This window comes from Pontixanthobacter luteolus, assembly GCF_947494915.1.
GTDB classification, from domain to species: domain Bacteria; phylum Pseudomonadota; class Alphaproteobacteria; order Sphingomonadales; family Sphingomonadaceae; genus Pontixanthobacter; species Pontixanthobacter luteolus.
Map to the genome: position 1 here is coordinate 1,522,016 of NZ_CANLWR010000001.1, position 24,457 is coordinate 1,546,472.

27 protein-coding genes and 1 tRNA gene are annotated in these 24,457 nt (G+C 60.4%); 11 read left to right on the forward strand and 17 right to left on the reverse strand.

Going from position 1 to position 24,457, the window contains the following annotated elements; all coding sequences use genetic code 11:
* Positions 1-7 precede the first annotated feature (7 nt).
* On the forward strand, positions 8-406 hold the full coding sequence (locus PO778_RS07445) for a four-helix bundle copper-binding protein (protein ID WP_271439109.1): 399 nt from the start codon (positions 8-10) through the stop codon (positions 404-406).
* A gap of 84 nt (positions 407-490) precedes the next feature.
* Here the strand turns inward: PO778_RS07445 and def are convergent, their stop codons facing one another.
* Both def and recR read right to left on the reverse strand, forming a co-directional pair.
* On the reverse strand, positions 491-1,069 hold the full coding sequence (gene def / locus PO778_RS07450; protein WP_160730293.1) for a peptide deformylase: 579 nt from the start codon (positions 1,067-1,069) through the stop codon (positions 491-493).
* A gap of 49 nt (positions 1,070-1,118) precedes the next feature.
* Positions 1,119-1,715 carry a recombination mediator RecR gene (gene recR, locus PO778_RS07455; RefSeq protein WP_160730294.1) on the reverse strand — a complete coding sequence of 199 codons (597 nt, stop codon included), beginning with the start codon at positions 1,713-1,715 and terminating at the stop codon, positions 1,119-1,121.
* 53 nt (positions 1,716-1,768) lie between these two features.
* On the opposite strand from recR, the gene fmt reads away from it, so the two are divergent.
* The 3 genes from fmt to PO778_RS07470 are packed head-to-tail and all read left to right on the forward strand — an operon-like array spanning position 1,769 to position 4,551.
* On the forward strand, positions 1,769-2,674 hold the full coding sequence (gene fmt / locus PO778_RS07460) for a methionyl-tRNA formyltransferase (RefSeq protein WP_271439110.1): 906 nt from the start codon (positions 1,769-1,771) through the stop codon (positions 2,672-2,674).
* The gene (gene truA / locus PO778_RS07465) at positions 2,671-3,420 is read left to right on the forward strand and encodes a tRNA pseudouridine(38-40) synthase TruA (protein ID WP_271439111.1); all 750 of its coding nucleotides are present in this window, start codon (positions 2,671-2,673) and stop codon (positions 3,418-3,420) included. The genes fmt and truA overlap by 4 nt, the downstream gene beginning before the upstream one ends.
* An 18-nt stretch (positions 3,421-3,438) precedes the next feature.
* Positions 3,439-4,551, forward strand: a complete 1,113-nt coding sequence (locus tag PO778_RS07470; RefSeq protein WP_271439112.1) for a zinc-binding dehydrogenase — start codon at positions 3,439-3,441, stop codon at positions 4,549-4,551.
* Between the two features lie 12 nt (positions 4,552-4,563).
* Here the strand turns inward: PO778_RS07470 and PO778_RS07475 are convergent, their stop codons facing one another.
* The gene (locus PO778_RS07475; RefSeq protein WP_271439113.1) at positions 4,564-5,544 is read right to left on the reverse strand and encodes an asparaginase; all 981 of its coding nucleotides are present in this window, start codon (positions 5,542-5,544) and stop codon (positions 4,564-4,566) included.
* A gap of 100 nt (positions 5,545-5,644) precedes the next feature.
* On the opposite strand from PO778_RS07475, the gene PO778_RS07480 reads away from it, so the two are divergent.
* Positions 5,645-5,720 (forward strand) — tRNA-Val (locus tag PO778_RS07480).
* A gap of 33 nt (positions 5,721-5,753) precedes the next feature.
* On the opposite strand, the gene hemN is transcribed toward PO778_RS07480, so the two are convergent.
* The 11 genes from hemN to PO778_RS07535 all read right to left on the reverse strand — a co-directional run bounded on the left by hemN (position 5,754) and on the right by PO778_RS07535 (position 15,871).
* Complete coding sequence (gene hemN, locus PO778_RS07485) at positions 5,754-7,067, reverse strand: oxygen-independent coproporphyrinogen III oxidase (RefSeq protein WP_271439114.1); 1,314 nt, start codon at positions 7,065-7,067, stop codon at positions 5,754-5,756.
* 45 nt (positions 7,068-7,112) lie between these two features.
* Positions 7,113-7,316: a hypothetical protein gene (locus PO778_RS07490; RefSeq protein ID WP_271439115.1), complete on the reverse strand. Its 204-nt coding sequence runs from the start codon at positions 7,314-7,316 to the stop codon at positions 7,113-7,115.
* On the reverse strand, positions 7,313-7,465 hold the full coding sequence (ccoS, locus tag PO778_RS07495) for a cbb3-type cytochrome oxidase assembly protein CcoS (protein ID WP_160730300.1): 153 nt from the start codon (positions 7,463-7,465) through the stop codon (positions 7,313-7,315). Before ccoS ends, PO778_RS07490 begins: the two co-directional genes overlap by 4 nt.
* Complete coding sequence (locus tag PO778_RS07500) at positions 7,462-9,585, reverse strand: heavy metal translocating P-type ATPase (protein WP_271439116.1); 2,124 nt, start codon at positions 9,583-9,585, stop codon at positions 7,462-7,464. The genes ccoS and PO778_RS07500 overlap by 4 nt, the downstream gene beginning before the upstream one ends.
* On the reverse strand, positions 9,582-10,028 hold the full coding sequence (locus tag PO778_RS07505) for a FixH family protein (protein WP_271439117.1): 447 nt from the start codon (positions 10,026-10,028) through the stop codon (positions 9,582-9,584). The genes PO778_RS07500 and PO778_RS07505 overlap by 4 nt, the downstream gene beginning before the upstream one ends.
* The gene (ccoG, locus tag PO778_RS07510) at positions 10,028-11,584 is read right to left on the reverse strand and encodes a cytochrome c oxidase accessory protein CcoG (RefSeq protein ID WP_271439118.1); all 1,557 of its coding nucleotides are present in this window, start codon (positions 11,582-11,584) and stop codon (positions 10,028-10,030) included. The genes PO778_RS07505 and ccoG overlap by 1 nt, the downstream gene beginning before the upstream one ends.
* Positions 11,571-12,497 (reverse strand): cytochrome-c oxidase, cbb3-type subunit III, encoded by a 927-nt coding sequence (gene ccoP / locus PO778_RS07515; protein WP_271439119.1) that lies wholly within the window; start codon positions 12,495-12,497, stop codon positions 11,571-11,573. The genes ccoG and ccoP overlap by 14 nt, the downstream gene beginning before the upstream one ends.
* Positions 12,487-12,651, reverse strand: coding sequence for a cbb3-type cytochrome c oxidase subunit 3 (locus tag PO778_RS07520; RefSeq protein ID WP_160730304.1), 165 nt, complete (start codon positions 12,649-12,651; stop codon positions 12,487-12,489). The genes ccoP and PO778_RS07520 overlap by 11 nt, the downstream gene beginning before the upstream one ends.
* The gene (gene ccoO, locus PO778_RS07525) at positions 12,648-13,406 is read right to left on the reverse strand and encodes a cytochrome-c oxidase, cbb3-type subunit II (protein WP_271439120.1); all 759 of its coding nucleotides are present in this window, start codon (positions 13,404-13,406) and stop codon (positions 12,648-12,650) included. Before ccoO ends, PO778_RS07520 begins: the two co-directional genes overlap by 4 nt.
* An 11-nt stretch (positions 13,407-13,417) precedes the next feature.
* Positions 13,418-15,073, reverse strand: a complete 1,656-nt coding sequence (ccoN, locus tag PO778_RS07530; protein WP_160730306.1) for a cytochrome-c oxidase, cbb3-type subunit I — start codon at positions 15,071-15,073, stop codon at positions 13,418-13,420.
* 111 nt (positions 15,074-15,184) lie between these two features.
* Entirely contained in the window at positions 15,185-15,871 is a 687-nt protein-coding gene (locus PO778_RS07535) for a helix-turn-helix domain-containing protein (RefSeq protein ID WP_160730307.1), read from the reverse strand.
* 173 nt (positions 15,872-16,044) lie between these two features.
* Between PO778_RS07535 and PO778_RS07540 the strand changes: the two genes are divergently transcribed.
* Positions 16,045-16,722, forward strand: coding sequence for an OmpW/AlkL family protein (locus tag PO778_RS07540; RefSeq protein WP_160730308.1), 678 nt, complete (start codon positions 16,045-16,047; stop codon positions 16,720-16,722).
* A 16-nt stretch (positions 16,723-16,738) separates the two neighbouring features.
* Here PO778_RS07540 and PO778_RS07545 read toward each other — a convergent pair whose 3' ends face one another.
* Positions 16,739-17,314 carry a TlpA family protein disulfide reductase gene (locus PO778_RS07545; protein WP_271439121.1) on the reverse strand — a complete coding sequence of 192 codons (576 nt, stop codon included), beginning with the start codon at positions 17,312-17,314 and terminating at the stop codon, positions 16,739-16,741.
* 16 nt (positions 17,315-17,330) lie between these two features.
* On the opposite strand from PO778_RS07545, the gene argH reads away from it, so the two are divergent.
* Genes argH through PO778_RS07565 form a run of 4 tightly spaced genes read left to right on the forward strand, consistent with a single transcriptional unit; the run spans position 17,331 to position 21,021 of the window.
* Positions 17,331-18,719: an argininosuccinate lyase gene (gene argH / locus PO778_RS07550; protein ID WP_271439362.1), complete on the forward strand. Its 1,389-nt coding sequence runs from the start codon at positions 17,331-17,333 to the stop codon at positions 18,717-18,719.
* The gene (locus PO778_RS07555; RefSeq protein WP_160730310.1) at positions 18,716-18,973 is read left to right on the forward strand and encodes a hypothetical protein; all 258 of its coding nucleotides are present in this window, start codon (positions 18,716-18,718) and stop codon (positions 18,971-18,973) included. Before argH ends, PO778_RS07555 begins: the two co-directional genes overlap by 4 nt.
* A gap of 15 nt (positions 18,974-18,988) precedes the next feature.
* Complete coding sequence (lysA, locus tag PO778_RS07560) at positions 18,989-20,248, forward strand: diaminopimelate decarboxylase (RefSeq protein ID WP_271439122.1); 1,260 nt, start codon at positions 18,989-18,991, stop codon at positions 20,246-20,248.
* Complete coding sequence (locus PO778_RS07565; protein ID WP_271439123.1) at positions 20,245-21,021, forward strand: precorrin-2 dehydrogenase/sirohydrochlorin ferrochelatase family protein; 777 nt, start codon at positions 20,245-20,247, stop codon at positions 21,019-21,021. The genes lysA and PO778_RS07565 overlap by 4 nt, the downstream gene beginning before the upstream one ends.
* A 2-nt stretch (positions 21,022-21,023) precedes the next feature.
* Here the strand turns inward: PO778_RS07565 and PO778_RS07570 are convergent, their stop codons facing one another.
* Together PO778_RS07570 and PO778_RS07575 are read right to left on the reverse strand one after the other, a co-directional pair.
* Positions 21,024-22,037, reverse strand: coding sequence for a helix-turn-helix domain-containing protein (locus tag PO778_RS07570; protein WP_271439124.1), 1,014 nt, complete (start codon positions 22,035-22,037; stop codon positions 21,024-21,026).
* 72 nt (positions 22,038-22,109) lie between these two features.
* Positions 22,110-23,399 carry an adenylosuccinate synthase gene (locus PO778_RS07575; protein WP_160730313.1) on the reverse strand — a complete coding sequence of 430 codons (1,290 nt, stop codon included), beginning with the start codon at positions 23,397-23,399 and terminating at the stop codon, positions 22,110-22,112.
* A 187-nt stretch (positions 23,400-23,586) separates the two neighbouring features.
* Between PO778_RS07575 and PO778_RS07580 the strand changes: the two genes are divergently transcribed.
* Positions 23,587-24,414, forward strand: coding sequence for an aldo/keto reductase (locus PO778_RS07580; RefSeq protein WP_271439125.1), 828 nt, complete (start codon positions 23,587-23,589; stop codon positions 24,412-24,414).
* Positions 24,415-24,457: the final 43 nt, after the last annotated feature.

Consider the following 24,457-nt stretch of genomic DNA (forward strand, 5'->3'; position numbering starts at 1 on the left):
ATTATTCATGTCGATCAAGGAAATGATCCAGGATCACCCCCAAGTCGGGGCCGATTACAACGAACATCTGGGCGAGGCGGTCAAGCACGCGATGTATTGCGCGGCGATAGCCAACAGCTGCGCCGATGCGTGCAGCGCCGAAGAAGGCGATATGCGCGAATGCATCCGCCTGTGCATGGATTGCTCGGACATTTGCACCGCGACCTACCGCGTCGCCACCCGCCGCACCGCCGGAAATGTCGGCGTGATCGAGGCTATGCTGCGTACCTGCGTTGCAGCTTGCGAGGCATGTTTCGACGAGTGTTCCAAGCACGATAACGACCATTGCCGCCGGTGCGCGCAGATGTGCCGTGAATGTGCCGACGATTGTCTGAAAGCGCTAAGCCAGATGCGTCAGGCCGCCTGATCGGCATAAGCACCGCCGACAAACAAAAAGCCCCCGAAAATCGGGGGCTTTTCTGTTTCTGGTCTGCTGCTGGGTGTTTGACGATCAGGCCGCGCGGCGCAGCTTGTTCAGCTTCTTGATCGCCATCTGTTTTTTCAACCGGCTAAGGTGGTCGATGAACAGAATACCTTCGAGGTGATCCATTTCGTGCTGGATGCAGGTCGCCATCAGACCATCTAGGTCTTCTTCGTGCGTTTTGCCGTCCAGATCCTGATAGCGGACGCGGCAGGTCGCCGGACGGTCGACATCGGCATAGATTTCCGGAACCGAAAGGCAGCCTTCCTGATAAGTCGCGAGTTCTTCCGCCGGATCAAGAATCTCCGGATTGATGAATACGCGCGGCTCTTTCTTCACCGGATAGTGCTTGTGCGATCCCTGACCGTCACCGTGATCATGGCCGCATTCCTCCGGCTCCGCATCCATGTCCGGTTCTTGAAGATCGATCACCAGAACGCGCTTGGGAACGCCGACCTGGATCGCCGCAAGGCCGATACCGGGCGCGTCGTACATGGTTTCGAACATGTCTTCGACGAGCGTCTTCAGTTCGTCATCGAACACATCGACAGGGGTCGAGACGGTTTTGAGCCGGGGGTCCGGCACTTCAAGAATTTCACGGATAGCCATGCGCCCTATTTAGGGTGGGTTTCGCCCTATCGCAAGCCGCAGCAGACGCTCAATCGACCGGTCTGCGCGCACGCAGCGCCTGCGCCAACGTTCCTTCGTCGAGATAATCGAGTTCACCGCCAACCGGCAGGCCGTGCGCCAGCTGAGTGATACGTACCGGAAATTCCTCCAGCCGTTCAGCAATGTAATGCGCGGTCGTTTGCCCTTCCAGCGTGGCATTCATCGCCAGAACGATCTCGTCGATCCCGCCAACCGATACACGGTCGAGGAGCGAGCCGATATTCAGGTCTTCGGGCCGGATTCCGTCCATCGCTGACAGTTTCCCGCCCAGCACATGGTAACGCCCGGTGAACAGCTTTGCCCGGTCGAGCGCCCACAGATCGGACACATCCTCCACCACGCAGATCGAACGCTGGTCGCGGCGCGGGTCGGCGCAGATGCCGCATGGTTGCTGCGTATCGACATTGCTGCAAATCTCGCATTCGACCAGCCTGTCCTGCACCGCGAGAAGCGCGTCCAGCAGAGGCGCCAGCGCAGTTTCGCGGCGTTTGACCAGCCACAACACCGCACGCCGCGCGGAACGCGGGCCAAGCCCGGGCAGCCGCGCCAATGCAGAACTGAGTGTTTCGATCTCTTGCGATGCCATGCCGGCGAAGATAGGGCTTGCCGCGCTTAATAGGAAGGCCGAGAGACCCCGCCATGCGCATCATTTTCATGGGAACACCCGACTTTGCGGTGCCGACGCTCAACGCCCTGCACAAAGCCGGCCACACGATCGTTGCGGTTTATACCCAGCCGCCCCGCCCCGCAGGTCGCGGCAAGAAACTGCAACCATCGCCCGTGCAGAAAGAGGCCGAGATACTCAGTATCGAGGTTCGCTGCCCGACATCGCTGAAAACTGCCGAAGCGCAGGAAGCATTTGCCGCGCTGGAACCCGACATCGCGATTGTCGCAGCGTACGGGATGATCTTGCCGCAGGCGATTCTCGATATTCCGGTGCATGGCTGCCTCAACGTCCACGCCTCGATCCTGCCGCGCTGGCGCGGTGCGGCACCGATTCACCGCGCAATCATGGCTGGAGACCCGGTGACCGGCGTCACCATCATGCAGATGGAGGCCGGGCTCGACACAGGCCCGATGCTGGCCACCGTTCGCACACCGATTGATGACAAGACGACGGGCGAATTGACCGAGGAACTGGCCGAACTGGGCGCGCAATTGATGGTCGGCACCGTCCGTAGTCTGAGCTTCCACCACCCGGTCGAACAGGACGATGAGGATGCGACCCATGCGCCCAAGATCGACAAGGCAGAGGCGAAGATCGATTGGTCGGAGGATGCAGAGGTTATCGAGCGGAAGATACGCGCGCTTGCCCCCTTCCCTGGCGCATGGTTTGAGATGAACGGTGAACGCGTAAAAGTCTTGAAGGCGGAACTGGCTGCGGGCCAGGGAACGCCAGGTGCCACCCTGGACGACATGCTGACCATCGCCTGCGGAACCGGTGCATTGCGGCTGGTCCGCATCCAGCGAGCCGGAAAGCCGAAAATGGACGCAGACGAATTTCTGCGCGGCGTACCGGTGCCGGAAGGGACGCAGTTCGCTTGACCCGTTACGCGCTCACTCTGGAATTTGACGGCACCCCGTTCATGGGGCTGCAACGCCAAACGCATGGTCCCAGCGTCCAGCAGGCCGTGGAAGAAGCCGTAGAGGCGTTCTGCGGCGAACAGGTGCGGATGCAATCGGCAGGGCGCACCGACACCGGTGTCCACGCCTATGCGATGCGTGCGCATATCGATCTTGAGCGCGAATGGCCCACTTTCAAGGTTTCCGAGGCGCTGAACGCTCATTTGCGCCCCCACCCAATTGCCGTGACGCATTGCGAATTCGTGCCCGATGACTGGCACGCACGCTTTTCATGCGAGGGGCGCAGTTACATTTACCGCATCTGCAACCGCCGTGCGCCGCTGACGATCGAGAAAAACCGTGCCTGGCAGGTGCCGCAGCATCTGGACGAGGCGGCGATGCACGACGCAGCGCAGGTGCTGGTCGGCCAGCATGATTTCACCACCTTCCGGTCCGTCAACTGCCAGGCGCAAAGCCCGGTAAAAACGCTCGACCGGCTCGATGTCTATCGCCGCGATGAATGGGTGTTTATCGAGGCAGAGGCGCGCAGTTTCCTGCATCATCAGGTCCGCTCAATGGTCGGCTGCCTCGCCTATGTGGGCATGGGCCGGTGGGACAAGCAGAGAGTCGCTGCTGCACTTGAAACAAAAGATAGGCAGGCGCTGGGGTTGAATGCCCCGCCCTACGGCCTCTATTTCGAATCAGCCAAATATCCCGACAAAACATAACATCCAGGAGAACGAGAGATGACCACCACAGGCAAACAGCTTTTCACAACGCTCGAAAGCGACGGCACACTGACCGTCGCCATTGAAGAGGTTTCGTTCCCCGAACCGACAGGCAATCAGGTGCTCGTCAAGATGGAAGCGGCCCCGATCAACCCGTCGGACCTCGCGATCCTGACCAGTGCCGCCGATCTGGAAAATGCCGAATACAGCAACGGCAAATTCGTCGCGAAAATGCCGGAACCCTTCAACACCGGTTCCAAGGCCCGCCACGGCCAGAAACTGCCCGCCGGTAACGAAGGTGCCGGCACGGTTGTCGCAGCGGGCGACAGCGACATGGCGAAGGCTCTGGTCGGTCAGCGCGTCGCCTGCGTCCCCGGCAGCGCCTACAGCCAGTATTGCATTGCCGATGCCGCAATGTGCCTGCCGCTTGGCGATCATTCGGCGGAAGACGGCGCATCGGCATTCGTCAATCCGATGACTGCGCTCGGCTTTGTCGAGAATGCCAAGATGGATGGCCAAAACGCGATCGTGCACACAGCGGCCGCGTCAAACCTTGGCCAGATGCTGATCAAAATCTGTCAGGAAGACGGCCTCGATCTCGTCAACATCGTGCGCAAGGCGGACCATGTCGATCTGCTCAAGGGACTCGGCGCGAAGCATGTCGTCAATTCATCCGACGATGATTTCATGAAGCAGCTGCGCGAAGCGATCGATGCGACTGACGCCTTTTACGGTTTCGATCCGATTGGCGGCGGTCAGGCGACCGACAACGTGTTCAAGGCGATGGAACAGGTCGCTGTGTCGAAAATGACCGAATACAGCCGCTATGGTTCAAACCAGCAGAAGCGCATGTTCATCTATGGCCGCCTGGATATGGGCCCGACCATTCTGACTCCGAGCTATGGTTTTGGCTGGACGCTTTCGGGCTGGCTGCTGACGCCGTTTCTCGCCAATGCCGGAATGGAAACCGTCACCCGCATGCGCCAGCGCGTGCTCGACAACCTGACCACCACCTTCGCCAGCAGCTACAAGACCAAGGTCAACCTTGAAGAGATGCTGACCAAGGAAGCCGTGCTGGATTACCGGACAATGAAAACCGGCGAGAAATACCTCGTCACGCCGCACAGCTGATAATTTAGTACGTCAGCGTCGGCTGAATTCCTGTTGTATGCGAGCGGGGTCGGTGATCCCGTTCGCAAGCAGCAACTGCAGCAAAATTCGCGCCCGTGCAGGGCCAAGCGCCCGCGCTGCCACGAAACCGGCGGTATCATCCTCCGGCTCACGGTCGACCAGCCCTTCGTCCACACGCGATGCGCGAACCACCGGAACGCCCTGCCGAACCGCTTCGGCCAGCGCATCACGAATTCCGCGCGGCGCGTTTCCGTGACCAAACCCCGCCAGCACGATGCCCTTCGCCCCGCCTTCCAGCGCCTGAGCCACATTGTCGGGTGACATTCCGGCATAGGCGTAAAGAATCGAGACCTTGGGCATATCTTCGTAAAATTCATATCGCGCCGGTTCGCCCGTCCGCCACGGCGGGCCGAACCATTCCAGCGATGTCGGCGTAACGTGCCCCACCGGGCCGCGTGGGAACGCCTTGAACGCATCCGTCATCTCTGTGTGCGCCTTGCGCGCATCGCGGGCAGCAAACACGCGGTCACTCATGACCAGCAGAACGCCGCGGCCGGCCGCATCGGGATCGCCCGCCACGCGCACGGCATTGGCGAAATTGCGCAATCCGTCACTGCCCACTGCATCGGCAGCGCGCATAGCGCCCACAACGACAACCGGCTTCGTCGTCGGTAGCGTCTGGTCCAGCAGGAACGCAGTTTCTTCTGCTGTGTCAGTCCCGTGGGTAATGATGATACCGCGGCAATCCTCGTCCGCCATCGCGCGCGTCGCCGCATCGTGCAGGCGGTGCCACAGCTGCGGCCCGATATCTTCCGAACCGATATTGGCAAATTGTTCGCCAACCAGGTTGGCAGACAGGCCGATCCGATCCATCTCCGACAGGAAATCGGCAATGCCGATCTGGCCCGGCCGGTAGTCGCGCCGCGTCGCCGAACCGGCCACTCCGGCGATAGTTCCGCCCGTGGCGAACACCTTGATATGCTTGTCGCTCATGCCGCGGCCTTAGCCGTGTGCAAAAAAAGGTTCAAAGAAATCCACTTTGGCGATTGATTTTGCACCTTTGGGCGTTATTAGGGCGCTTCCGATGGATATCGGGCGATTAGCTCAGTTGGTAGAGCATCTCGTTTACACCGAGAGGGTCGGCAGTTCGAGCCTGTCATCGCCCACCATTCCCCTACAGTGCAAACACGGCCCAACCGGGCCTAAACGGCGGAACTGAAACGCCGCTGCGATTCTGCGCGGTAAGGGTCAAACAGCGCGGCGATCGTACGCGTATATGGCAATCCATCTGGCAGGATGGTCAGGTAATCCCCCTCCATTGCAGCCAGGCCGCGAACGGTAAACGGACACAGCCTGCCAGCGATCTCGCTGCGAATCGCGTCAGGTATCCGTGCGTGTCCCTGACACAGCAGCGATTCGATGATCGCACCGCGTTTCTGGTCGTCATCCGACCGAACGATGCCGTGGCTGGCCGTCAGCCGGCCCTGCGAAGCTTGCATCCTGTAGCGCCCGCTGTTCTTCTCGTTCTGGACGAGCAGGCCGGGGAAGCTGCTGATTGCCGAACTGCCCAGTCCGATCAGCGTTTTTGCGCGGTCATCAGTGTACCCTTGGAAATTGCGCCTCAGCCCGCCGCATAGTGCCGCGTGGGCCAGCGGATCGCCGCCCGGTTTCGCAAAATGATCAAAGCCCACCGGCACGTAGCCGTGCGTGCAGAGATAGGAATATCCGAGCTTGGCCATTGCAAAACGCTCGTCCTGTCCGGCCATGTTGCTGGCATCGATAGCCCGCTGACGCGGCACGATGTGCGGCACATGGGCATATCCGAACAACGCGATCCGATCAGCGCCAAGCACGCGTGTACGATGCAATGTGTCGAGCAAATCGCCCTCAGTCTGCTCGGGCAAGCCATACATGAGATCGAAATTGAGCGAGGTGACACCGGCATCACGAAGCCAGTTGACCGTTTGCACGATCATTTCCTCTGACTGAACCCTGCCTATCGCCTTCTGACAATGCGCCGCGAATGTCTGCACGCCCAGGCTTGCCCGGTCTATTCCGGTGCGGGCGATTGTTGCGGCCCATTCTTCAGTCATCGTTCGCGGATCGAGTTCGATCGAAAACATAGGATCAGGGCATTCGAAATTGTCCTGCAATGCAGCAGTCAGTCGTTCAAAATCCTCTGGCGTGATCGCATTCGGGCTGCCGCCGCCGAACGCAATGCGCCCGATATGGGCGCTATCGGGCAGCAGGGCGGCAATCGTTTCGATTTCGCTGTGCAAGGCATCGAGATAGGAAACCACCCGCTGCCTGCGCCCGGCCGCACCGGTGTTGCATCCGCAGTAAAAGCAAATTTGCTCGCAGAAAGGGATATGGACATAGAGCGATATCTCGCCCTCTGCCTGCATCAACGCATTGCGATAGGCACCGGGGTCCACGGCTGCGAAGTCGGCGGCGGTGGGAAAGCTTGTATAGCGGGGGACCGGGGTCGCCAGCAGGTCTGGATGATAAGGCCACATGCCAGCCTGTGTGGCCGCATTACCGGCAGGCGTCTTTGCGTCAGATCAAATTTTCTTGCGGCAAGCGCCCGCATGGCACGCCTTCGCCGGGCATGGCTGACTAGGCGGCGTTTCCCGTTCACCAATCGGGATCGAGATCGCACCGCCCGAACACAGCTGCACCTGCAAAACCTGCACCCCATCGTCCGCAGGCAGCGGACCGATCATAACCGGCAGTAGAACCCCGATCGCGGCGAGAGAAAGGTTCACAGCGCGTCCTCTTCATCATCGATCAGGACGCGGTTCGCAGCGCCATCCAGATCGTCGAACTGGCCGTTTTTCATAGCCCAGAAGAACACCGCGAGGCCGAGGCCGCCCATGCCAAGCGCAATCGGGATCAGAATGGCAAGGCCGCTCACTTTGCAGCCCTCGCCAGTCGCAGCGAATTGGCAACGACCACTACAGAACTGAGCGACATCGCAATCGCTGCGATCAGCGGCGTGACCAGCCCGGCCAAGGCCAACGGCACGGCCAGCACATTGTATCCGATAGCAAATCCGAAGTTCTGCCGCACGATCACCATTGTCCGGCGGGCAACACGGATCGCATCGACCACCGGCATCAGTTTTTCGCCCAGAAACACGGCATCGGCGGCCTGCTGGCTGGCGTCGCTGGCGGTGCCCGGGGCGACGGAGGCATGCGCCGCAGCCAGCGCGGGTCCATCGTTGAGGCCATCGCCGACCATGAGGGGAAGTCTGCCTGCGGCTTTCATCGCATAAAGCCTTTCCAGCTTTTCAGCCGGCAACATATTGCCCTGGCCTTCGATTTCGAGCGCCCGGCCCATTTCGTCCACTGCATCCTGCCGGTCGCCCGACATGATCGCAGATGTAATGCCCAATGTGCCCAGACGGGAAACTGTGTCCCCTGCATCGGCGCGCATCTGATCGGTGAAACGGATCAGCTTCGTTTCATCTCCGACACGCAGAGAAACGGCCATCGCCGACTCCCCGCCCGCCGGTTTTTCCAACGCCACATCGACACCGCCGCATCGCGCATAGACACCGGCACCGCCCACTTCGCTCACATCGCTCAGCACTGCCGGGGCAGTCTTTGCCAAGCCGAGCGATCTTGCCAGACCCTTGCTCAACGGATGCCGGCTCTGCTGCGCAAGCGCCAGACCGATTGCTCGCTCGGTTTCACTCAGATCCTCGACATCCGCACGCGCTTCGCCAAGCGTCAAGGTGCCTGTCTTGTCGAACAGAGCGGTATCAACCTCCGCAAGCCTTTCCAGCGCGCTGCCATCCTTCACCAGAACGCCGCGCTTGATCAGGGCGTTGCTGGCAACAACCTGCGCTGCCGGAACGGCCAGTCCCATCGCACACGGACAGGTGATAATCAGTACAGCAATGGCAACCACCAGCGATTGATGCCACCCGGCCCCGGCGATCATCCATCCCGCAAATGCCAGCGCTGACAGTGAATGAACGGCAGGCGCGTAAAGCCGCGCTGCACGGTCAGCAATCCGGACATATCGGCTGCGCGATTGCCCGGCCTCGTCCATCAGGCGCGCGATCTCTGCAATCGCAGTGTCTGATGCGGCGGCGGTGATCCTGACTTGCAAGGGGTCCAGCAAGTTGATCGCACCAGCGTGAACTGCGCTGTCCCTGGCGACAGTCTGCGGCGCGCTTTCGCCAGTCAGCATGGCGTTGTCTATCGCGCCGCTGCCTTGTTCGATTACTCCGTCTGCGGCCAATGCCTCGCCCGACGCGACCAGCATCAGCATCCCCGGCTCCAGATCGTCAGCGGGTATTCTCGAGAGGGATCCGTCGCCTTGAAAAACGCTCGCGCTGCGCCCCATCCGGCCGAGCAATGATCCAATGCCCGCGCGCATCTTGTTGCGCATCATGGAATCGAGCGCGCGCCCCGCCAGCAGGAAGAACAGCAGCATGACCGCGCTTTCGAAATAGGCATGACCGCCGCCGTAGAGTGTTTCGTAAATGCTCAGACCGGTGGCCAGCAGAACGCCGATCGAAATCGGCACGTCCATGTTGGTTCTACGATACCGCAGCGCCATCAATGCGGAGGAGAAGAACGGCCTGCCTGCATAGGCAATAACCGGTAGTGCGATCAGGCCGGATAGCCAGTGGAACATCTCGCGCGTGGCGCCGCCTGCCCCCGCCCAGATACTGACCGACAACAGCATGATGTTCATCATTCCGAACCCGGCAACCGCCAGCGCCCGCAGCAGTGCCTTGGATTCGCGGTCATCTTCAGCAAGCGGATTGGCCGCGGCAGCCTGCGCTTCGAACCCAAGTTCGAACAGCGCCTGCGTCAGGTGATCTTCGCTCAGCGATTTCGTATGGCGCACCGCGACACGCTTGGCAGAAAAATTGACCCGTGCGCTCTCGACCCCGTCAACCTCCGCCAGCCCGCGTTCGATTTTTGCAATACAGCCCGCACAGCGCATCCCCGGAACGGTAAAGCGTGTATCCACCAGCTCTTGCGCCGCATCGGCTGCGATGGTGGCCGGAGCAGTCATGAAACGTGCAATTCTTCAATCCAGCGGGACACGCCATCGGTGATGACCAGACGAACGATCCAGCGCCCATCTGCGAGCGGGCGTGTCGAAACGTAATTGCCGGGTGCGAAATGCGTGAATTCGACGTCGACAGTTTCCGGCTGACCAAGCGGCCTGCGTGCGGTGGCAGAGACCATCGCCCCTTCCGGCACACCTTTGGTCGCGACAGAGAAATGCCCCGCCTGTGCCTTGGTGACGTCAGCACTCCAGCCCAGCTGCGCCTGCTTTTCCGCCTGTTCCAGCCATCCATTGAATTCCTGACTGGCGACGTAGGAGTTTTTGACCACGACCCCGCTGAAGCCGCCGACCGCCAGCGATGCCATGTAGAAATTCACGGCAAAAACGATGCCGAACCCGGCAACGAAAATGCCCAAAATCGTGCGGCCTGTCAGCGGCTTGCCCATCAGTTATCTCCTGGCGCGGAAAAGCGCGTTTCGCTGGTGTCGGTCTCACGCTGTTCGTCCAATGATGTGACGGTGAAGCGGAAGTCTGTGACGGGCGTATCTGCAGGCGCCATGACGTAGGCCCGGATGGTCTTGGTCTGATCAGCCTGCGCCTTGATAACTTGCGTTACAGCTGCATCGCCGCGGGCAATTTCGCCAGTCCACATGACCGCACCCGGCAGACCTTCCAGTCCAATCTGCATTTCGCGCGGGCGGCTTTCCATGTTGCGGACCTTCAGCGTGAATGCGTTGCGGATCGACCCGTCGCTCATCAGCATGAACGGCGGGTTGCGATCTGGCGATGCGGAAATCTCCGTATGGTTGCGCACACCCAGGGCGAACAGGATGGCCAGCCCGATGCTGCCCCAGATCATCGTGTAAGCAATTGTCCGCGGCCTCAGCAAAGCCTTCCAAACCGGACGGGGTTCTTCGCCGGCAGCTTCTTTCTCGCAATCTTCCAGCGTCGCGTAGTCTATCAATCCGCGCGGTTTGCCGATGTCAGCCATGACCCGGTCGCACGCATCGATGCACAGCGCGCAAGTGATGCAGCCGATCTGCGGCCCCTCGCGGATATCGATACCTGTCGGGCACACTGCGATACATTGCTTGCAGTCGATACAGTCGCCAAACTTTTCCGGCTCCTTGCGCGCTTTCTTCAGGCTGCCGCGCGGTTCACCGCGCCAATCCTTGTAGGTGACGATCAACGATTTTTCGTCGAGCATCGCAGTCTGGATACGCGGCCACGGACACATGTAGATGCAAACCTGTTCGCGCATGAACCCGCCAAGCACGAAAGTCGTCAGCGTCAGAATGGCAACCGTGGTGTATGCGACAGGTGCGGCCTGACCGGTCCAGAAGTCCACGGTAAGCGTCGGCGCGTCGGCGAAGTACATGATCCACGCGCCGCCGGTCCAGAAACTGATCACCAGATAGATGGTCCATTTCAGCGCGCGCCTGGCGATCTTGCTTGGTCCCCACGGTGCGGCATCCAGACGGATACGCGCATTACGGTCACCATCGACCAGCCGGTCGATATGCTGGAACAGATCGGTCCACACGGTTTGCGGGCAGGCATAGCCGCACCAGGCCCTGCCGACCGCGCTGGTTACCAAGAACAGGCCGATCCCCGCCATGATGAGCAGGCCGGCCACGAAATAGAATTCATGCGGCCATATCTCTATGCCGAACATGTAGAAACGCCGCCCGGCCAGATCGACCAGAACCGCCTGGTCCGGCGCATATGGGCCGCGGTCCCACCGGATCCACGGGGTGATGTAGTACACCGCCAGCGTCAGGATCATCACCAGCCATTTGAACCGCCGGAAAGGGCCGTCAATGCGCTGGTTATGGACAGTTTTCTGCTTCTCATAAAGATGAGCAGGCGGCGGTTCTTCCGGCGCGTGGCGGCGAGTTGCAGCTTCCGGTTTTGCGGTTGCGGCAGAAACCGAATGGGCGGCAGGATCGACCATTTTGACGACCCCGCCCGCTATCTCGATCGGTTTGTCAGGGTTGCTCATCAGCATTGACCACCGGGTCTTCAGCGACCTCCATCACATCTTCACCCCCGCCGAGCGAATGCACATAGGCTGCCAGCATCTTGATGGTGACCGGGTCCAGCCGCCCTTCCCATTTGGGCATCATACCCATGCGTGGTGCCAGTATCTGGCTCTGGATCTGCGCGCGGCTGTTGCCATACAGCCAGATCGCATCGGACAGGTTTGGTGCGCCCTGTGCGCGGTCGCCCATCCCGTTTGCACCGTGGCAGGATGCGCAATTGTTGGCATAGATTTCCGCACCGAGCGGGTTGCTGTTCGCCATTTTGCTGAACGACATCACGTGATCGGTAATCGCGTTCAGCTCTTCATCGCTGAAGACGCCGGCAAATGGCGGCATGATGCTCGACCGCGTCTGATCATCGCCCTGTTGGCGGATGCCGTGAATCAGCGTGTATTCGATCGCCTGCAAATCACCTCCCCACAGCCAGTCATCATCGGCGAGGTTGGGATAGCCCAGCCCCTGGCTGCCCGCTGCGCCGGAACCGTGGCACTGGACGCAGTTGACCTTGAAAGCGGCAGCCCCGCCAGCAACCGCCTGCTGCATCAGCTGCGGGTTATCCTGCAATTTCACCACATCGATCGCAGCGAGCTGTTCGCGGAAGGATTGCTGCGCCAGATCGGCGGCGCTCATATCCTTGGCCAGATCGCCGCGGCTGCTCCAGCCGAGAATGCCCTCGGTACCCTTTTCCAGCATTGGCAATGCCGGATAGAGCACAACATACACCGCCGCCCACACGATGGTGAGATAAAATGTCCACACCCACCAGCGCGGCATCGGGGTGTCCAGTTCCTCGATCCCGTCCCATTCATGCCCGACGAATTCGGTGCCAGTAGGCTCGTCGACGCGCTGCCCTTCGGTTGGCTTATTGGCCATCGCTGTCTTCCTTAAAAATCGAATTGGCTGCAGTCTGGTTGTGGCGGTCCGATCCCGGCCGGAACGGCCACAGGCACAGCATCAGGAAAAGCACGAACATCAGCGCCAGCCCGTAGCTGTCGGCAAAATGCCGCAAGGTTTCGTAGAAGCTCACCGGCCTTTCTCCTCAGCCAGTTCTTCCTGCGCCGCAGCCTTGTTCACATCCACCAGCGTACCCAGCATCTGCAGGTAAGCGATCAATGCGTCGAGCTCGGTCAGACGCGCGGGGTTGCCGTCAAAATCGCGGGTCTGCGATTTCGGATACCGGGCTTCGATACCCTTGGCATCGCCAGCCTCGTCCGCCTGGCCGCGAAGATCCTCTTCGGCCATTTCAATCTGCTCATCAGTGTATGGCACGCCGACCATCTGCAATGCGCGCATATTCGCAGCCGGATCGGCAACCTTCAGATCGGTTTCGGCAAGGAAGGAATATTGCGGCATGATGCTTTGCGGAACCACGCTTTGCGGGTTCTTCAGATGCTGCACATGCCAGTCATCCGAATACCGCCCGCCAACGCGCGCCAGATCCGGTCCGGTACGTTTCGAACCCCATTGGAAAGGGTGATCGTACATACTCTCCGCTGCCAGACTGTAGTGACCGTAACGTTCCACTTCGTCGCGAAATGGACGGATCATCTGGCTGTGGCAGGTATAACACCCTTCGCGGATGTAGATGTCGCGGCCCGCCTGCTCCAGCGGAGTGTAAGGCCGCATCCCGTCCACCTTCTCGATCGTGTTATCGATCCAGAACAGCGGCGCGATTTCCACCAGTCCGCCGATCGCAACGACCGCCAGTGTCCCAGCCGCCAGGAGCGTGATGTTCTTTTCGAGCTTCTTGTGGCGCCCGAGAATGCTGTTTTGCTTGCTCATCGGTCGGATTCCTATTCGGCCGGAACTGTGGTGATTGGACGGTCTGCAGCATCGCTATGCGGCGTCTCTGTCATGGGCGCTTCTTCGCGAATGCGGCCAGCCAGAGTCATCCAGATGTTGTAGGTCATGATCAGCGCGCCGCTGAGGTAGAGCAGCCCGCCAAATGCCCGCATCAGGTACATCGGGTGGAGAGCTGCGACACTGTCGACAAAGCTGTTCACCAGGTATCCGTCGACGCCGTATTCACGCCACATCAGGCCTTGGGTAATCCCGGCGACCCACATGCTGGCGGCATAGAAAACGATGCCGAGTGTCGCGAGCCAGAAGTGCCAGTTGATCATCCGCAGCGAATACAGCCGTTCGCGCTTCCAAAGGCGCGGAACGAGGTAGTAAAGCGCGGCGAAGGTGATCATGCCGTTCCAGCCCAGCGCGCCGGAATGGACGTGTCCGATGGTCCAGTCGGTGTAATGCGACAGGCCGTTGACTGCCTTGATCGACAGCATTGGCCCTTCGAACGTGCTCATGCCGTAGAACGCCAGCGCCATCACCATCATGCGGATGATCGGGTCTGTGCGGACCTTGTCCCATGCGCCGTTCAGCGTCATCAGGCCGTTGATCATCCCGCCCCAGCTGGGCATCCACAGCATGATCGAAAACACCATGCCCAGTGTCTGCGCCCAGTCAGGCAGCGCGGTGTAGTGCAGATGGTGCGGACCTGCCCAGATATAGAGGAAGATCAGCGACCAGAAGTGGATGATCGACAGCCGGTAGGAATAGACCGGCCGCTCTGCCTGCTTCGGCACGAAGTAATACATCATCGCGAGGAAGCCTGCGGTCAGGAAGAACCCGACCGCGTTATGGCCATACCACCACTGGGTCAGGGCATCCTGAACGCCTGCGAACGCGCTATAGCTTTTCGCGCCTAGGAAGCTGACCGGGATCGCCAGGTTGTTGACGACGTGCAGCATCGCGATCGTCACGATGAACGCGAGGTAGAACCAGTTGGCCACATAGATATGCGGTTCATGCCGGCGAACGATGGTCCCTACGAACACCGCCAGATAGGCAAGCCAGACAATGGTCAGCCACAGATCGACATACCATTCCGGCTCTGCATATTCCTTCGACTGGGTGATACCGAGCAGATAGCCGCTGGCCGCCAGCACGATGAACAGCTGGTAGCCCCAGAACACGAACCGGGCGAGCGAAGGAAATGCCAATTGGGTCCGGCAGGTGCGCTGCACAACATAAAAACTGGTCGCGATCAGCGCGTTTCCGCCGAACGCAAAAATCACCGCCGATGTGTGCAGCGGACGGACCCGGCCAAATGTCAGATAGGGTTCGAAATTCAGGACTGGGAAGGCGAGCTGCAAGGCAATGAACAATCCTGCCAGCAAACCCGCCAGACCCCAGAACGTAGTCGCGAGCACGCCCCAGCGGACCGGATCATCATCATATGTTTCCGGCCCGGTTGGCATCTTGAACAGGCTTTGCGCCTTCGCCATCGGGTCGTACCGCCCAGCGGTGACCCAGATCAAAACGAACGCGACAATTGCGATGATCGTCGCATGCGCGGCAAAACCGCTATCCTGCGCACCGATTATCGCACCGATGGCGAGCAAGAGGATCAGGAACCACAGTCCGACCCTGCCAAGTACAGCTTCCATTAGAAATTCACCCCTCTAGAACACGCTCTCATTAGAAAGCCTGCCCCGGACCCGCATTGATCCAGATCAAATTTGAAAAAAATGCCGTGCTCTGCCGGACAAGGTCGCGGATCAGGCATGACCCGCCCGTTTCGCCAATTCCGCCAAATCGCACAATTCCACCCGGCATCGGCCCACGGTCTGCACCAGGCCGGACTTCCGCAATTCACCGAATTGGCGGCTGATGGTTTCAATCGTCAGCCCCAGACTGTCGCCAATATCCCGCCGCGACATTGGCAGGTCTAGGATAGTCGTGCCGTCTTCACGTGTACCAATCCGTTCGGCCATTCCGACCAGGAAGCTGGCGAGCCGTTCCTGTGCATTCTTGCGGCCCAGCCCCACGGCCTTGTCCCGGCACCGGTGCAGCGCGGTCAGCGATCGTTCCAGCAGGATGTCTTCGAACGCCGGGTCGGTGCGGGTCAGGTCAATGAATTCACGCGCCGGAAAAAGCAGTATCTGCGTGTCGACCAGCGCGCACAGATCATAAGAATGCCACGCATTGCCAGGAACGGACACCAGATCACCGCGAAAATGGAACGCAACAATCTGCTCCCTGCCGCCGGATGCGCTGGCGATGAGTTTCGTCGCCCCGCTGGCGACGTAGGCCAGCGAATTTTCGGTGGGGTCCAGCGGTACCATGGACCCGCGGCAAATCGGCAGCAAATGGGCTAGCTTCTGCAGCCCGCACGCTGTGCTGGCGTGCGGCGTGGAACGCGGAATGTCGCGCAGGAATGAACCGAATGCATCGTTTGCGACCATGATGGGCACCGAAATGTGGCAATTGAATACGTGCCACCGAATTGGTGCAAAAAAGCCGGTCAGTCTTTGACCCAGATCAATGAACGCAGGTCTTTTCGCGAATAATCCAGCCTCGTTGCCGCAAGAACCCTTGGCTGCATCGGGCAGCCACTGCGGCACCGGGAATAAGGATTATGAAACGCACAACTGCCGTATGCCTAATGGCCTTCGCATCAATCGCTGCCGTGTCTGCGCCAGCTATGGCCGCTGAACGGGCAGGCACGGTTCAGGCAAAACTGTTTGCCACCGGTGTGCTGCCCGATGGCAAGATCACGAGCATCGACACCGATATTGTCGGACTGCCAGCCAATACCCAGACCGAAGCGAACGACAATTTCGTGCCGACGCTGGCGGTGGAGTATTTCTTCACCGAGAATTTCTCTGTCGAAACCATCTGCTGCATGACACAGCACGATGTCGACGGGACAACCGGTCTGCCCGGCGCAGAACTGGTTTCTGATGCCAAGCTGATCCCGGCCACCGTGACCGCGAAATACCATTTCGATCTCGGCGGTGTGAAACCCTATGTCGGTGCCGGCCCCGCTTACTTCCTGTTCTTCGACGAAGAACCGGGCGCTGCCACAATCCCGCTGGGCGTCACCGATTTCGATATGTCGAATGAACTCGGCCTGGCGTTGCAAGCCGGCGTCGATGTGCCGATCAATGACAAGGGCATTTCCTTCAGCGTCGATGCCAAACGGTACTTCATCGACACGACCGCGCGCTGGTTCGCAGGCAACACCCTTGCCATCCAGACAGAGCACAAGTTGGACCCGTGGGTCCTCAGCGCTGGTGTAGCTTACCAGTTCTGACGCGTAATTTGCGCGATTATTCGGCGAGTATGGCCTCGCGCGCTTCGGCGCTGGACCAGTCATACTCGCCGACTACGCGCCACACTTCCTGACCGCTGGCATTATACAGCACGGTCACAGGCATGATCTCGCTACCTACGGAAAAACCCAGTTCGTTTTGCGGGTCCATCCACGGCTCCAGATTTTGAAATTCCATTTGTTCGAAGAACGGGACGACTTTTTCTGCGCCTTGAAAATCCTGGCTCACCGTGACCAACCGGACCTGACCGTCCAGATCGCCCGCCAGATCATCCAGCATCGGCATCTCCACCACGCAGGGCGCGCACCATGTCGCCCACAGGTTCAGCAAGATCGGCTGCCCCTGTGCCGCGCCCAGATTCAGCGTTTCGCCGTCCGGCCCGGTCACATTGACCGCTGGCAGCAGTTCCCCGGCGCGGCTGCGATCGATCTCTCCGACCAAGCTGGACTTCTCCGCGCCCAATTCGCCCTGTTCTTGCGCCGGGTTGGTAGCTTCCCTATCGCAAGCTGCAAGGCCGGCAGTCAGGCCAATCAGGATCAAGGCGTTACGCGTGAGCGAAAATCGTAAGGACAAGGCAGGCTCCAACCAGATGTGGGGCGGAAGGTTCGCTGAAGGACCTAGCGCGATCATGCGCGAAATCAACGCCTCTATCCCGTTCGACAAGGCATTGTGGCGTCAGGATATCGCCGCCAGCAAGGCGCATGTCGCAATGCTCGGCGCGCAGGGTATCGTCAGCGCAGGCGATGCAGCGACGATCGCAGACGGGCTGGATGCGGTCGCAGCCGAATATGAACGCGATGGGGTGCCGGAAAACTGGGACCTCGAAGACATTCACATGACCACCGAAAGCCGTCTGGCGGAACTGATCGGCCCTGCCGCCGGCCGGCTTCACACCGCACGCAGCCGCAACGATCAGGTCGCCACCGATTTCAAGCTGTGGGTTCGCGAAGCGATCGAGCAGACCGATGCCGGTCTTGCCGCGCTGCAACAGGCGCTGGTGACGCAGGCGGGCCGTCATGCAGACAGCATCATGCCCGGCTTCACTCACTTGCAAACCGCGCAACCGGTGACGCTGGGCCATCATCTGCTGGCCTATTATGAAATGCTACGGCGTGACCGGTCGAGATTGGCAGATGCGCGTGCACGGATGAATGAATGCCCGCTTGGTTCTGCGGCGCTGGCCGGCACCGGATTTCCGATCGACCGCGATGCCACCAGCGAGGCGCTGGGGTTCGCCCGGCCAACCGCAAACAGCCTGGATGCCGTGTCCGACCGCGATTTCGCGCTCGATTACCTGATGGCCGCCAGCCAGATCGCGCTGCATCTTTCGCGGCTGGCAGAAGAATTCATCATCTGGGCGAGCCAGCCATTCGGGTTCGTGCGGATGGCAGACAGCCTGTCGACCGGCAGTTCGATCATGCCGCAAAAGAAAAACCCCGACGCGGCCGAACTGGTGCGCGGCCACGCAGGCCGGGTGATTGGTTCAGCGACCGCGCTGATGATCACCATGAAAGGCCTGCCGCTCGCATATTCCAAGGATATGCAGGACGACAAACCGCCGGTATTCGAAGCGGCCAGCCTGCTCGCGCTTTCGATTGCGGCGATGACCGGAATGGTGGCCGACAGCACCTTCAAAACCGACCGGATGCGGCAGGCGGCAGAGCTTGGCTATGCCACCGCAACCGATCTTGCCGACTGGCTGGTGCGAGAGGCGGACATTCCGTTTCGCGAAGCGCACCATATCACCGGCGCAGCGGTTAAGCTGGCTGAACAAAAAGGCGCGGCGCTGGACGAACTTTCGCTGGAGGAACTCAAAGCCATCGACGAACGTATCGATGAGCGGGTGTATACCGCGCTGTCCGTCGAAGCATCGGTTGCCGCACGGTCATCTTATGGCGGAACTGCGCCTGAACAGGTAATGCGCCAGGTCGAAACAGCGCGCAAAGCTCTGGGTATTGCTGAAGGAAACGACACATGATCCGCAAATCCCCGATCGCCGTTTGCGTGATGCCGGCATTGCTTGCGGGATTGGGTGCGTGTGCCCAGCGCGCACCGCTGGAGCCGCTGGAGGGCCAGAGCCTGCCGGTCGCCCCAACGGGTAGCGAGGCACGGCCTACCGCCGACGAATTGTTGGAACTGGACCCGCAGGCCGCCCCGGAACGCAGCGTCGAACTACGCCGCCGCAGTGAAGAACGCGAAGACGATCCGTTCGATCTTCCGCCTGAAAATTGAGCTTAGAACAAGACGATGGATCATTTTGAACTTCGCGGCGGCGTGCTTCATGCCGAAGACGTGCCCCTGACCAAGATCGCCGAAGAAGTCGGCACGCCGGTCTATGTCTATTCCCGCGCGACCCTGATCCGCCACGCCCGCGTTTTCCGCGATGCGTTGTCGGGGGTGAACAAACCGCACATCGCCTTTGCAGTGAAATCAAACCCCAACCTGGCAGTGCTGAAAGTCTTGCAGCAAGAAGGCTACGGCGCAGATGTCGTGTCCGGGGGCGAACTGGTGCGCGCATTGGCTGCCGACATGGCGTCGCAGGACATAGTGTTTTCCGGCGTTGGCAAGACGCATGATGAACTGCTGCAGGGTCTTCGCGCCAATATCGGTCAGTTCAATATCGAATCCGAAGAAGAAGGCTATGAACTGGCCTCGATCGCGGCCCGCCACGGGATGACGGCGCGCTGCGCATTGCGGGTAAACCCGGACGTCGATGCGCGCACTCACGAGAAAATCTCGACCGGCAAGGCGGAAAACAAGTTTGGTGTTCCGATCGACCGGGCAGCTGAAATCTACGCCAATTTGGCCGATCAGGACGGCATGGATATGCGCGGGATCGCCGTCCATATCGGCAGCCAGCTTTCCACCCTCGAACCGCTGGAAACTGCTTTCCTGAAAGTAGGCAAGCTGGTGCAGGAACTGCGCGATGCCGGGCAAAAGGTAACGCATGTCGACCTGGGCGGCGGACTTGGCGTGCCGTACAAGGCCGGTGAAATCATGCCCAGCCCCGCCGAATACGGGGCGATGGTTGCGCGCGTCACCAAAGACTGGGATGTGGCGCTGTCTTTCGAACCGGGCCGCGTCATTGCGGGCAACGCCGGTATTCTGCTGACCAGGGTGATCCGGGTGAAACGCAGTTCGAATGCCAGCCCGTTTATCGTCGTCGATGCAGCGATGAACGATCTGGCCCGGCCTGCAATGTACGGCGCATGGCATGATATCGAAGCTGTGGCCCCCAACGGCGGCAAAATGAATGCCCACGTGGTCGGCCCCATCTGCGAGACCGGCGATACCTTTGCCATGAACCGCGATCTCGACGTTCTGGAAAGCGGCGACTTGGCGATCTTCCGCACCGCTGGTGCATATGGTGCGACTATGGCGTCCAGCTACAACAGCCGCGGTTTCGTGGCCGAAGTGCTGGTCGATGGCGACAAATTCGCGGTCGTTGCAGACCGTTTGCCGGCAGCAGACATCATGGCGGCAGAACGGGTGCCGGACTGGCTGTGATCGGTTCGCTTCCCCTGCTCCACCGCATTGCGGGACAACGCGTGGTCGTGCTCGGCGAAGGGGAGATGGGCGAAGCGAAGAAGCGCTTGGTCGAGCGTGCGGGCGGGATCCCCTGCGGCGAGGCCGAGGCGCATCATGCCAAGCTGGCTTTTATCGCGCTGGAGGATGAGCGCGCTGCGAAGGCGGCAGCCATGCGGCTGAGCCGCAAGGGTCTGCTGGTCAATGTCGCCGACCGTCCGGATTTGTGCGAATTCACTACCCCCAGCATTCTCGACCGTGACCCGGTCTTGATCGCGATCGGGACATCCGGTGCCTCAGCCGGCCTTTCCAAACAGATCAGGCTGCGGCTGGAGAAACTCTTGCCTCAGACCCTAGGCGATCTTGCCGCGAAACTGGCCGCCAGCCGCGATGCCATGCGTGCGCGGTTCCCCGACGGTGCACAGCGCCGCAATGCTCTGGATGCAGCACTTGCCGAAGGCGGCACGCTTGATCCGCTCGATCCTGGGTCTGCAGAGCGGGTGGACGATTGGCTTGCCGCGGCCGACGATCCCGTAGCGTCACAGACAGTGGAAATTCAGCTTACGAGCGATGACCCTGAAGACCTGACGCTGAAACAGGCCCGTTTGCTCGGCACGGTTGACCTGCTGCTCCACGATCCGGCGGTGCCGGCAGAAATCCTCGACCGGGCAAGAGCTGACGCGCTGCGCCGCGAATTGCCTTACAGCGGGGAGCCTGTCTGCGGCCTCACAATCACCCTGCGCGCAGCCAGCTAAAATCACACCAGCGCGGCAGCGTCTTTCTTCAATTCGATGAAATAGCGGGCCATTGCGTCTGCCGCCCGGTCGCTGAGCGCGATGAAGGCGCGGCGTTTGTCGGCCTCATCCTCAACCCGCTCCAACAGACCAGCATCGACCATCTGGCTGATCCAGCGCAGCGCGGTTGTCGGCGGAACCCCGCTTGCAATGCACAGGGAGGTGACCGACACACGCGTGTGCTCTGCGCGGGCTGCCGTCAGGTCCAGCAGGATATCCCATGCCGGATCAGCGAAAAGATCACCGTCGAAAAACCGCGCGCGCAATTGGCGCTGGCGTACGATGCGGCGCACCAGACGCGGATCGGGCAGCGAGGGACGCACTTTGCGCACCAGCCGGCCCGAACCGTCCTCACTTTCCTGCGCGCTGAAATCGTCAGTCGGAGATTCGAAGCGGAAGGCGCCCCCATCGGCGGACTTTCCATCCGCGCCCAAGCGTTCCAGCCGCTCGGCAATCTGTCCGACCTGCTCGGTCAGGCGCAGGAGTGTGATCCGATCATCATCCGAAAGATCGCGTAGGCGCATGTTAGGCATTTTCGCCAGAACGCGGCCAAGCGCAATTACGCGTTCCGACCTAGCGGGATCGACAAGAATTTGCGGAGCCGACTGGTCAAGACATCCGAACACGTCATCGAGCGCATCGACCGACGTTGAAATCACCAATTGCGCGCCCGAATTGGCGATGCGCATATCCAGCCGGGCCAGCGCAGCCAGTGTCCTGCCGTCCACAACCGGACAATCGAGAAGCACCACCTCGCCAAGCGAGCAGGCTTCACCGCCCAAAAGTTCATTCACGCTGCCGACCTGCCCCTGACGCAGCCCGGCAGCCAGCGCATCATCGAGGATACCGGCGCGCACGTGGCTGCGGTCGGCAAACACCGATACCGTCAGCGGCAGCCCGGCGGGATCGTTTGCAACGCCGCGCGCAACCCCTGTCGGGTGGTAATCGAAATCGGCTTGCGCCCTGTGACCTGACATCTTCCCAGCTCCTGATAACAAGAACAGGGTAAGAACAAATGTAGATCAAGTAAAGATCATATCGTCACAATTCTAGTCGACGAAGGGATCTCGCATCAGGATAGTATCGTCGCGTTCCGGACTTGTGGACACAAGCGCAACCGGCGTTTCGATCAATTCCTGCACACGCTGGATGTATTTGATCGCATTGGCGGGCAGGTCGGCATAGCTGCGGGCGCCGGCGGTGCTTTCGCTCCACCCTTCCATTTCTTCATAGATCGGTTCGACCTCGGCCTGATCGGCAGCGTGGCTGGGGAAATAATCCATGATCTTTCCGCGCAGACGGTAGCCGGTGCAGATTTTCACCGTATCGAACCCGTCCAGCACGTCGACCTTCGTCAGCGCGACACCGGTGACGCCGCTGATGGCGCAGCTCTGGCGGACCAGCACCGCATCGAACCAGCCGCAGCGCCGCTGGCGTCCGGTGACGGTGCCGAATTCATGGCCTCGCTCGCCCAGCCGCTGGCCGTCTGCATCGTCCAGTTCGGTCGGGAACGGACCGCTGCCGACGCGGGTCGTGTAGGCCTTCACAATGCCGAGCACGAAGCCGGTCGAGTTGGGGCCCAGGCCCGACCCGCTGGCCGCTGTTCCGCTGACCGTGTTGGAACTGGTGACGAACGGATAGGTGCCGTGATCGACATCCAGAAGCACGCCCTGCGCGCCTTCGAACAGGATCTTGGCGCCAGCCTTGCGCACTTTCTTGAGCCGTTTCCAAACCGGCTGGGCAAACCGCAGCACGAAGGGGGCGATTTCCTTCAGTTCGGCAAGCAAAGCCTCCCGGTCGACCGGCGGCTGGTCGAAACCGGCGCGCAGCGCATCGTGATGCGCGCACAGGCGGTCTAGCTGCGGCTCCAGCGTATCGAGATGTGCGAGGTCGCACACCCGGATCGCGCGGCGGCCGACCTTGTCTTCATAGGCCGGGCCGATGCCGCGTCCGGTGGTCCCGATTTTGCCGCTGCCGGCGGCGGTTTCGCGCAGACCGTCAAGATCGCGGTGGATTGGCAGGATCAGCGGGCAGTTGTCGGCAATCGCGAAATTGTCGTCAGTGATCGTCACACCCTGCGATTCGAGTTTCTCGATCTCTCCTTTGAGAGCCCACGGGTCCAGCACCACGCCATTGCCGATAATCGACAGCGTGCCTGACACGATGCCGCTGGGCAGCAGGCTAAGCTTGAACACATTGCCATCGATGACCAGCGTGTGGCCGGCATTGTGGCCGCCCTGAAAACGCACCACGGCATCTGCGCGGCTGGCGAGCCAGTCGACGATCTTGCCCTTGCCCTCATCGCCCCACTGGGCACCGATCACAGTTACGTTAGCCATAGGTATTCCTTCACCCCTGCCCGGGGATCCTCAAACGTCCTTCGACAGGACTCGACGTCAGGGATGAAATGGACGGACCGGAGCCCGAAATGCGTGTGCGGGGTAGAGGTGCAAGGCAGTGCAAGTCAAGCGGTCTGGTGGATGCAAATTCACCGGAACCGCTCGCACCGGCGTTCGTAGAAATGATATGAACAAAACAAACAACTATCCCACCCTCACCCTGAACGATGATCGCCAGATTCCGCAGCTTGGCTTTGGAACCTGGGAAATCGATGAAGACGATGCCGCTGCCGCTGTCCGAACCGCGCTGGAAGCCGGTTACTGGCTGATCGATACAGCGGCTATTTATCAGAACGAACGCGGCGTCGGCGAAGGGATCGGCGACTGGAGCGATATTTTCCTTCAGACCAAGATCTGGAACGAAAGCCAGGGCTATGACCGCACATTGAAGGCGGCAGACAAATGCCTGCAGCGCCTGGGCCGCGATCATGTCGATATGTTGCTGATCCATTGGCCGTGCCCGGAGAAAGATCTGTTTGTCGACACCTGGAAGGCGCTGATCGAACTGCGCGACCAAGGCAAGGCGAAGTCAATCGGCGTGTCCAATTTCCGCGAGCAAGACCTGAAACGGATTGCCGATGAGACAGGCGTTGTGCCCGCACTCAACCAGATTGAACTGCACCCGACTTTCCAGCAGCGTGATATGCGCAAGCTGCACGATGAAATGGGCATCGTCACGCAAAGCTGGTCACCGCTGGGCCAAGGCAACGCTATGGGCAGCGATGCAGTTAGCAAGATTGCGGAGGAGATCGGCCAGTCGAAAGCTGCGGTGGTCATCCGCTGGCATATCCAGTGCGGATTGAGCACCCTGCCCCGGTCCACCAATCCTGACCATATCCGGGACAATTTCTCTGCGCTGTCATTCGAACTGACCGCCGATCAGATGAAGATGATCGATGATCTTGACGATGCAGAAGGCCGGATCGGTCCGGAGCCGGGCAAGTTCAACTCATAACCGGTTAGCCGGCGGGGTATGCCAAACGCGCAGACCCCGCTGG

What these genes read in the sequence shown, in the direction of transcription:
- PO778_RS07445 (WP_271439109.1), top strand. Translation starts at nt 8, where the DNA reads ATGTCGATCAAGGAAATGATCCAGGATCACCCCCAAGTCGGGGCCGAT.
- def (WP_160730293.1), bottom strand. Translation starts at nt 1,069, where the DNA reads ATGGCTATCCGTGAAATTCTTGAAGTGCCGGACCCCCGGCTCAAAACC.
- recR (WP_160730294.1), bottom strand. Translation starts at nt 1,715, where the DNA reads ATGGCATCGCAAGAGATCGAAACACTCAGTTCTGCATTGGCGCGGCTG.
- fmt (WP_271439110.1), top strand. Translation starts at nt 1,769, where the DNA reads ATGCGCATCATTTTCATGGGAACACCCGACTTTGCGGTGCCGACGCTC.
- PO778_RS07470 (WP_271439112.1), top strand. Translation starts at nt 3,439, where the DNA reads ATGACCACCACAGGCAAACAGCTTTTCACAACGCTCGAAAGCGACGGC.
- PO778_RS07475 (WP_271439113.1), bottom strand. Translation starts at nt 5,544, where the DNA reads ATGAGCGACAAGCATATCAAGGTGTTCGCCACGGGCGGAACTATCGCC.
- hemN (WP_271439114.1), bottom strand. Translation starts at nt 7,067, where the DNA reads ATGTGGCCTTATCATCCAGACCTGCTGGCGACCCCGGTCCCCCGCTAT.
- PO778_RS07500 (WP_271439116.1), bottom strand. Translation starts at nt 9,585, where the DNA reads ATGACTGCTCCGGCCACCATCGCAGCCGATGCGGCGCAAGAGCTGGTG.
- PO778_RS07505 (WP_271439117.1), bottom strand. Translation starts at nt 10,028, where the DNA reads ATGGGCAAGCCGCTGACAGGCCGCACGATTTTGGGCATTTTCGTTGCC.
- ccoG (WP_271439118.1), bottom strand. Translation starts at nt 11,584, where the DNA reads ATGAGCAACCCTGACAAACCGATCGAGATAGCGGGCGGGGTCGTCAAA.
- ccoP (WP_271439119.1), bottom strand. Translation starts at nt 12,497, where the DNA reads ATGGCCAATAAGCCAACCGAAGGGCAGCGCGTCGACGAGCCTACTGGC.
- ccoO (WP_271439120.1), bottom strand. Translation starts at nt 13,406, where the DNA reads ATGAGCAAGCAAAACAGCATTCTCGGGCGCCACAAGAAGCTCGAAAAG.
- ccoN (WP_160730306.1), bottom strand. Translation starts at nt 15,073, where the DNA reads ATGGAAGCTGTACTTGGCAGGGTCGGACTGTGGTTCCTGATCCTCTTG.
- PO778_RS07535 (WP_160730307.1), bottom strand. Translation starts at nt 15,871, where the DNA reads ATGGTCGCAAACGATGCATTCGGTTCATTCCTGCGCGACATTCCGCGT.
- PO778_RS07540 (WP_160730308.1), top strand. Translation starts at nt 16,045, where the DNA reads ATGAAACGCACAACTGCCGTATGCCTAATGGCCTTCGCATCAATCGCT.
- argH (WP_271439362.1), top strand. Translation starts at nt 17,331, where the DNA reads ATGTGGGGCGGAAGGTTCGCTGAAGGACCTAGCGCGATCATGCGCGAA.
- PO778_RS07555 (WP_160730310.1), top strand. Translation starts at nt 18,716, where the DNA reads ATGATCCGCAAATCCCCGATCGCCGTTTGCGTGATGCCGGCATTGCTT.
- lysA (WP_271439122.1), top strand. Translation starts at nt 18,989, where the DNA reads ATGGATCATTTTGAACTTCGCGGCGGCGTGCTTCATGCCGAAGACGTG.
- PO778_RS07570 (WP_271439124.1), bottom strand. Translation starts at nt 22,037, where the DNA reads ATGTCAGGTCACAGGGCGCAAGCCGATTTCGATTACCACCCGACAGGG.
- PO778_RS07575 (WP_160730313.1), bottom strand. Translation starts at nt 23,399, where the DNA reads ATGGCTAACGTAACTGTGATCGGTGCCCAGTGGGGCGATGAGGGCAAG.
- PO778_RS07580 (WP_271439125.1), top strand. Translation starts at nt 23,587, where the DNA reads ATGAACAAAACAAACAACTATCCCACCCTCACCCTGAACGATGATCGC.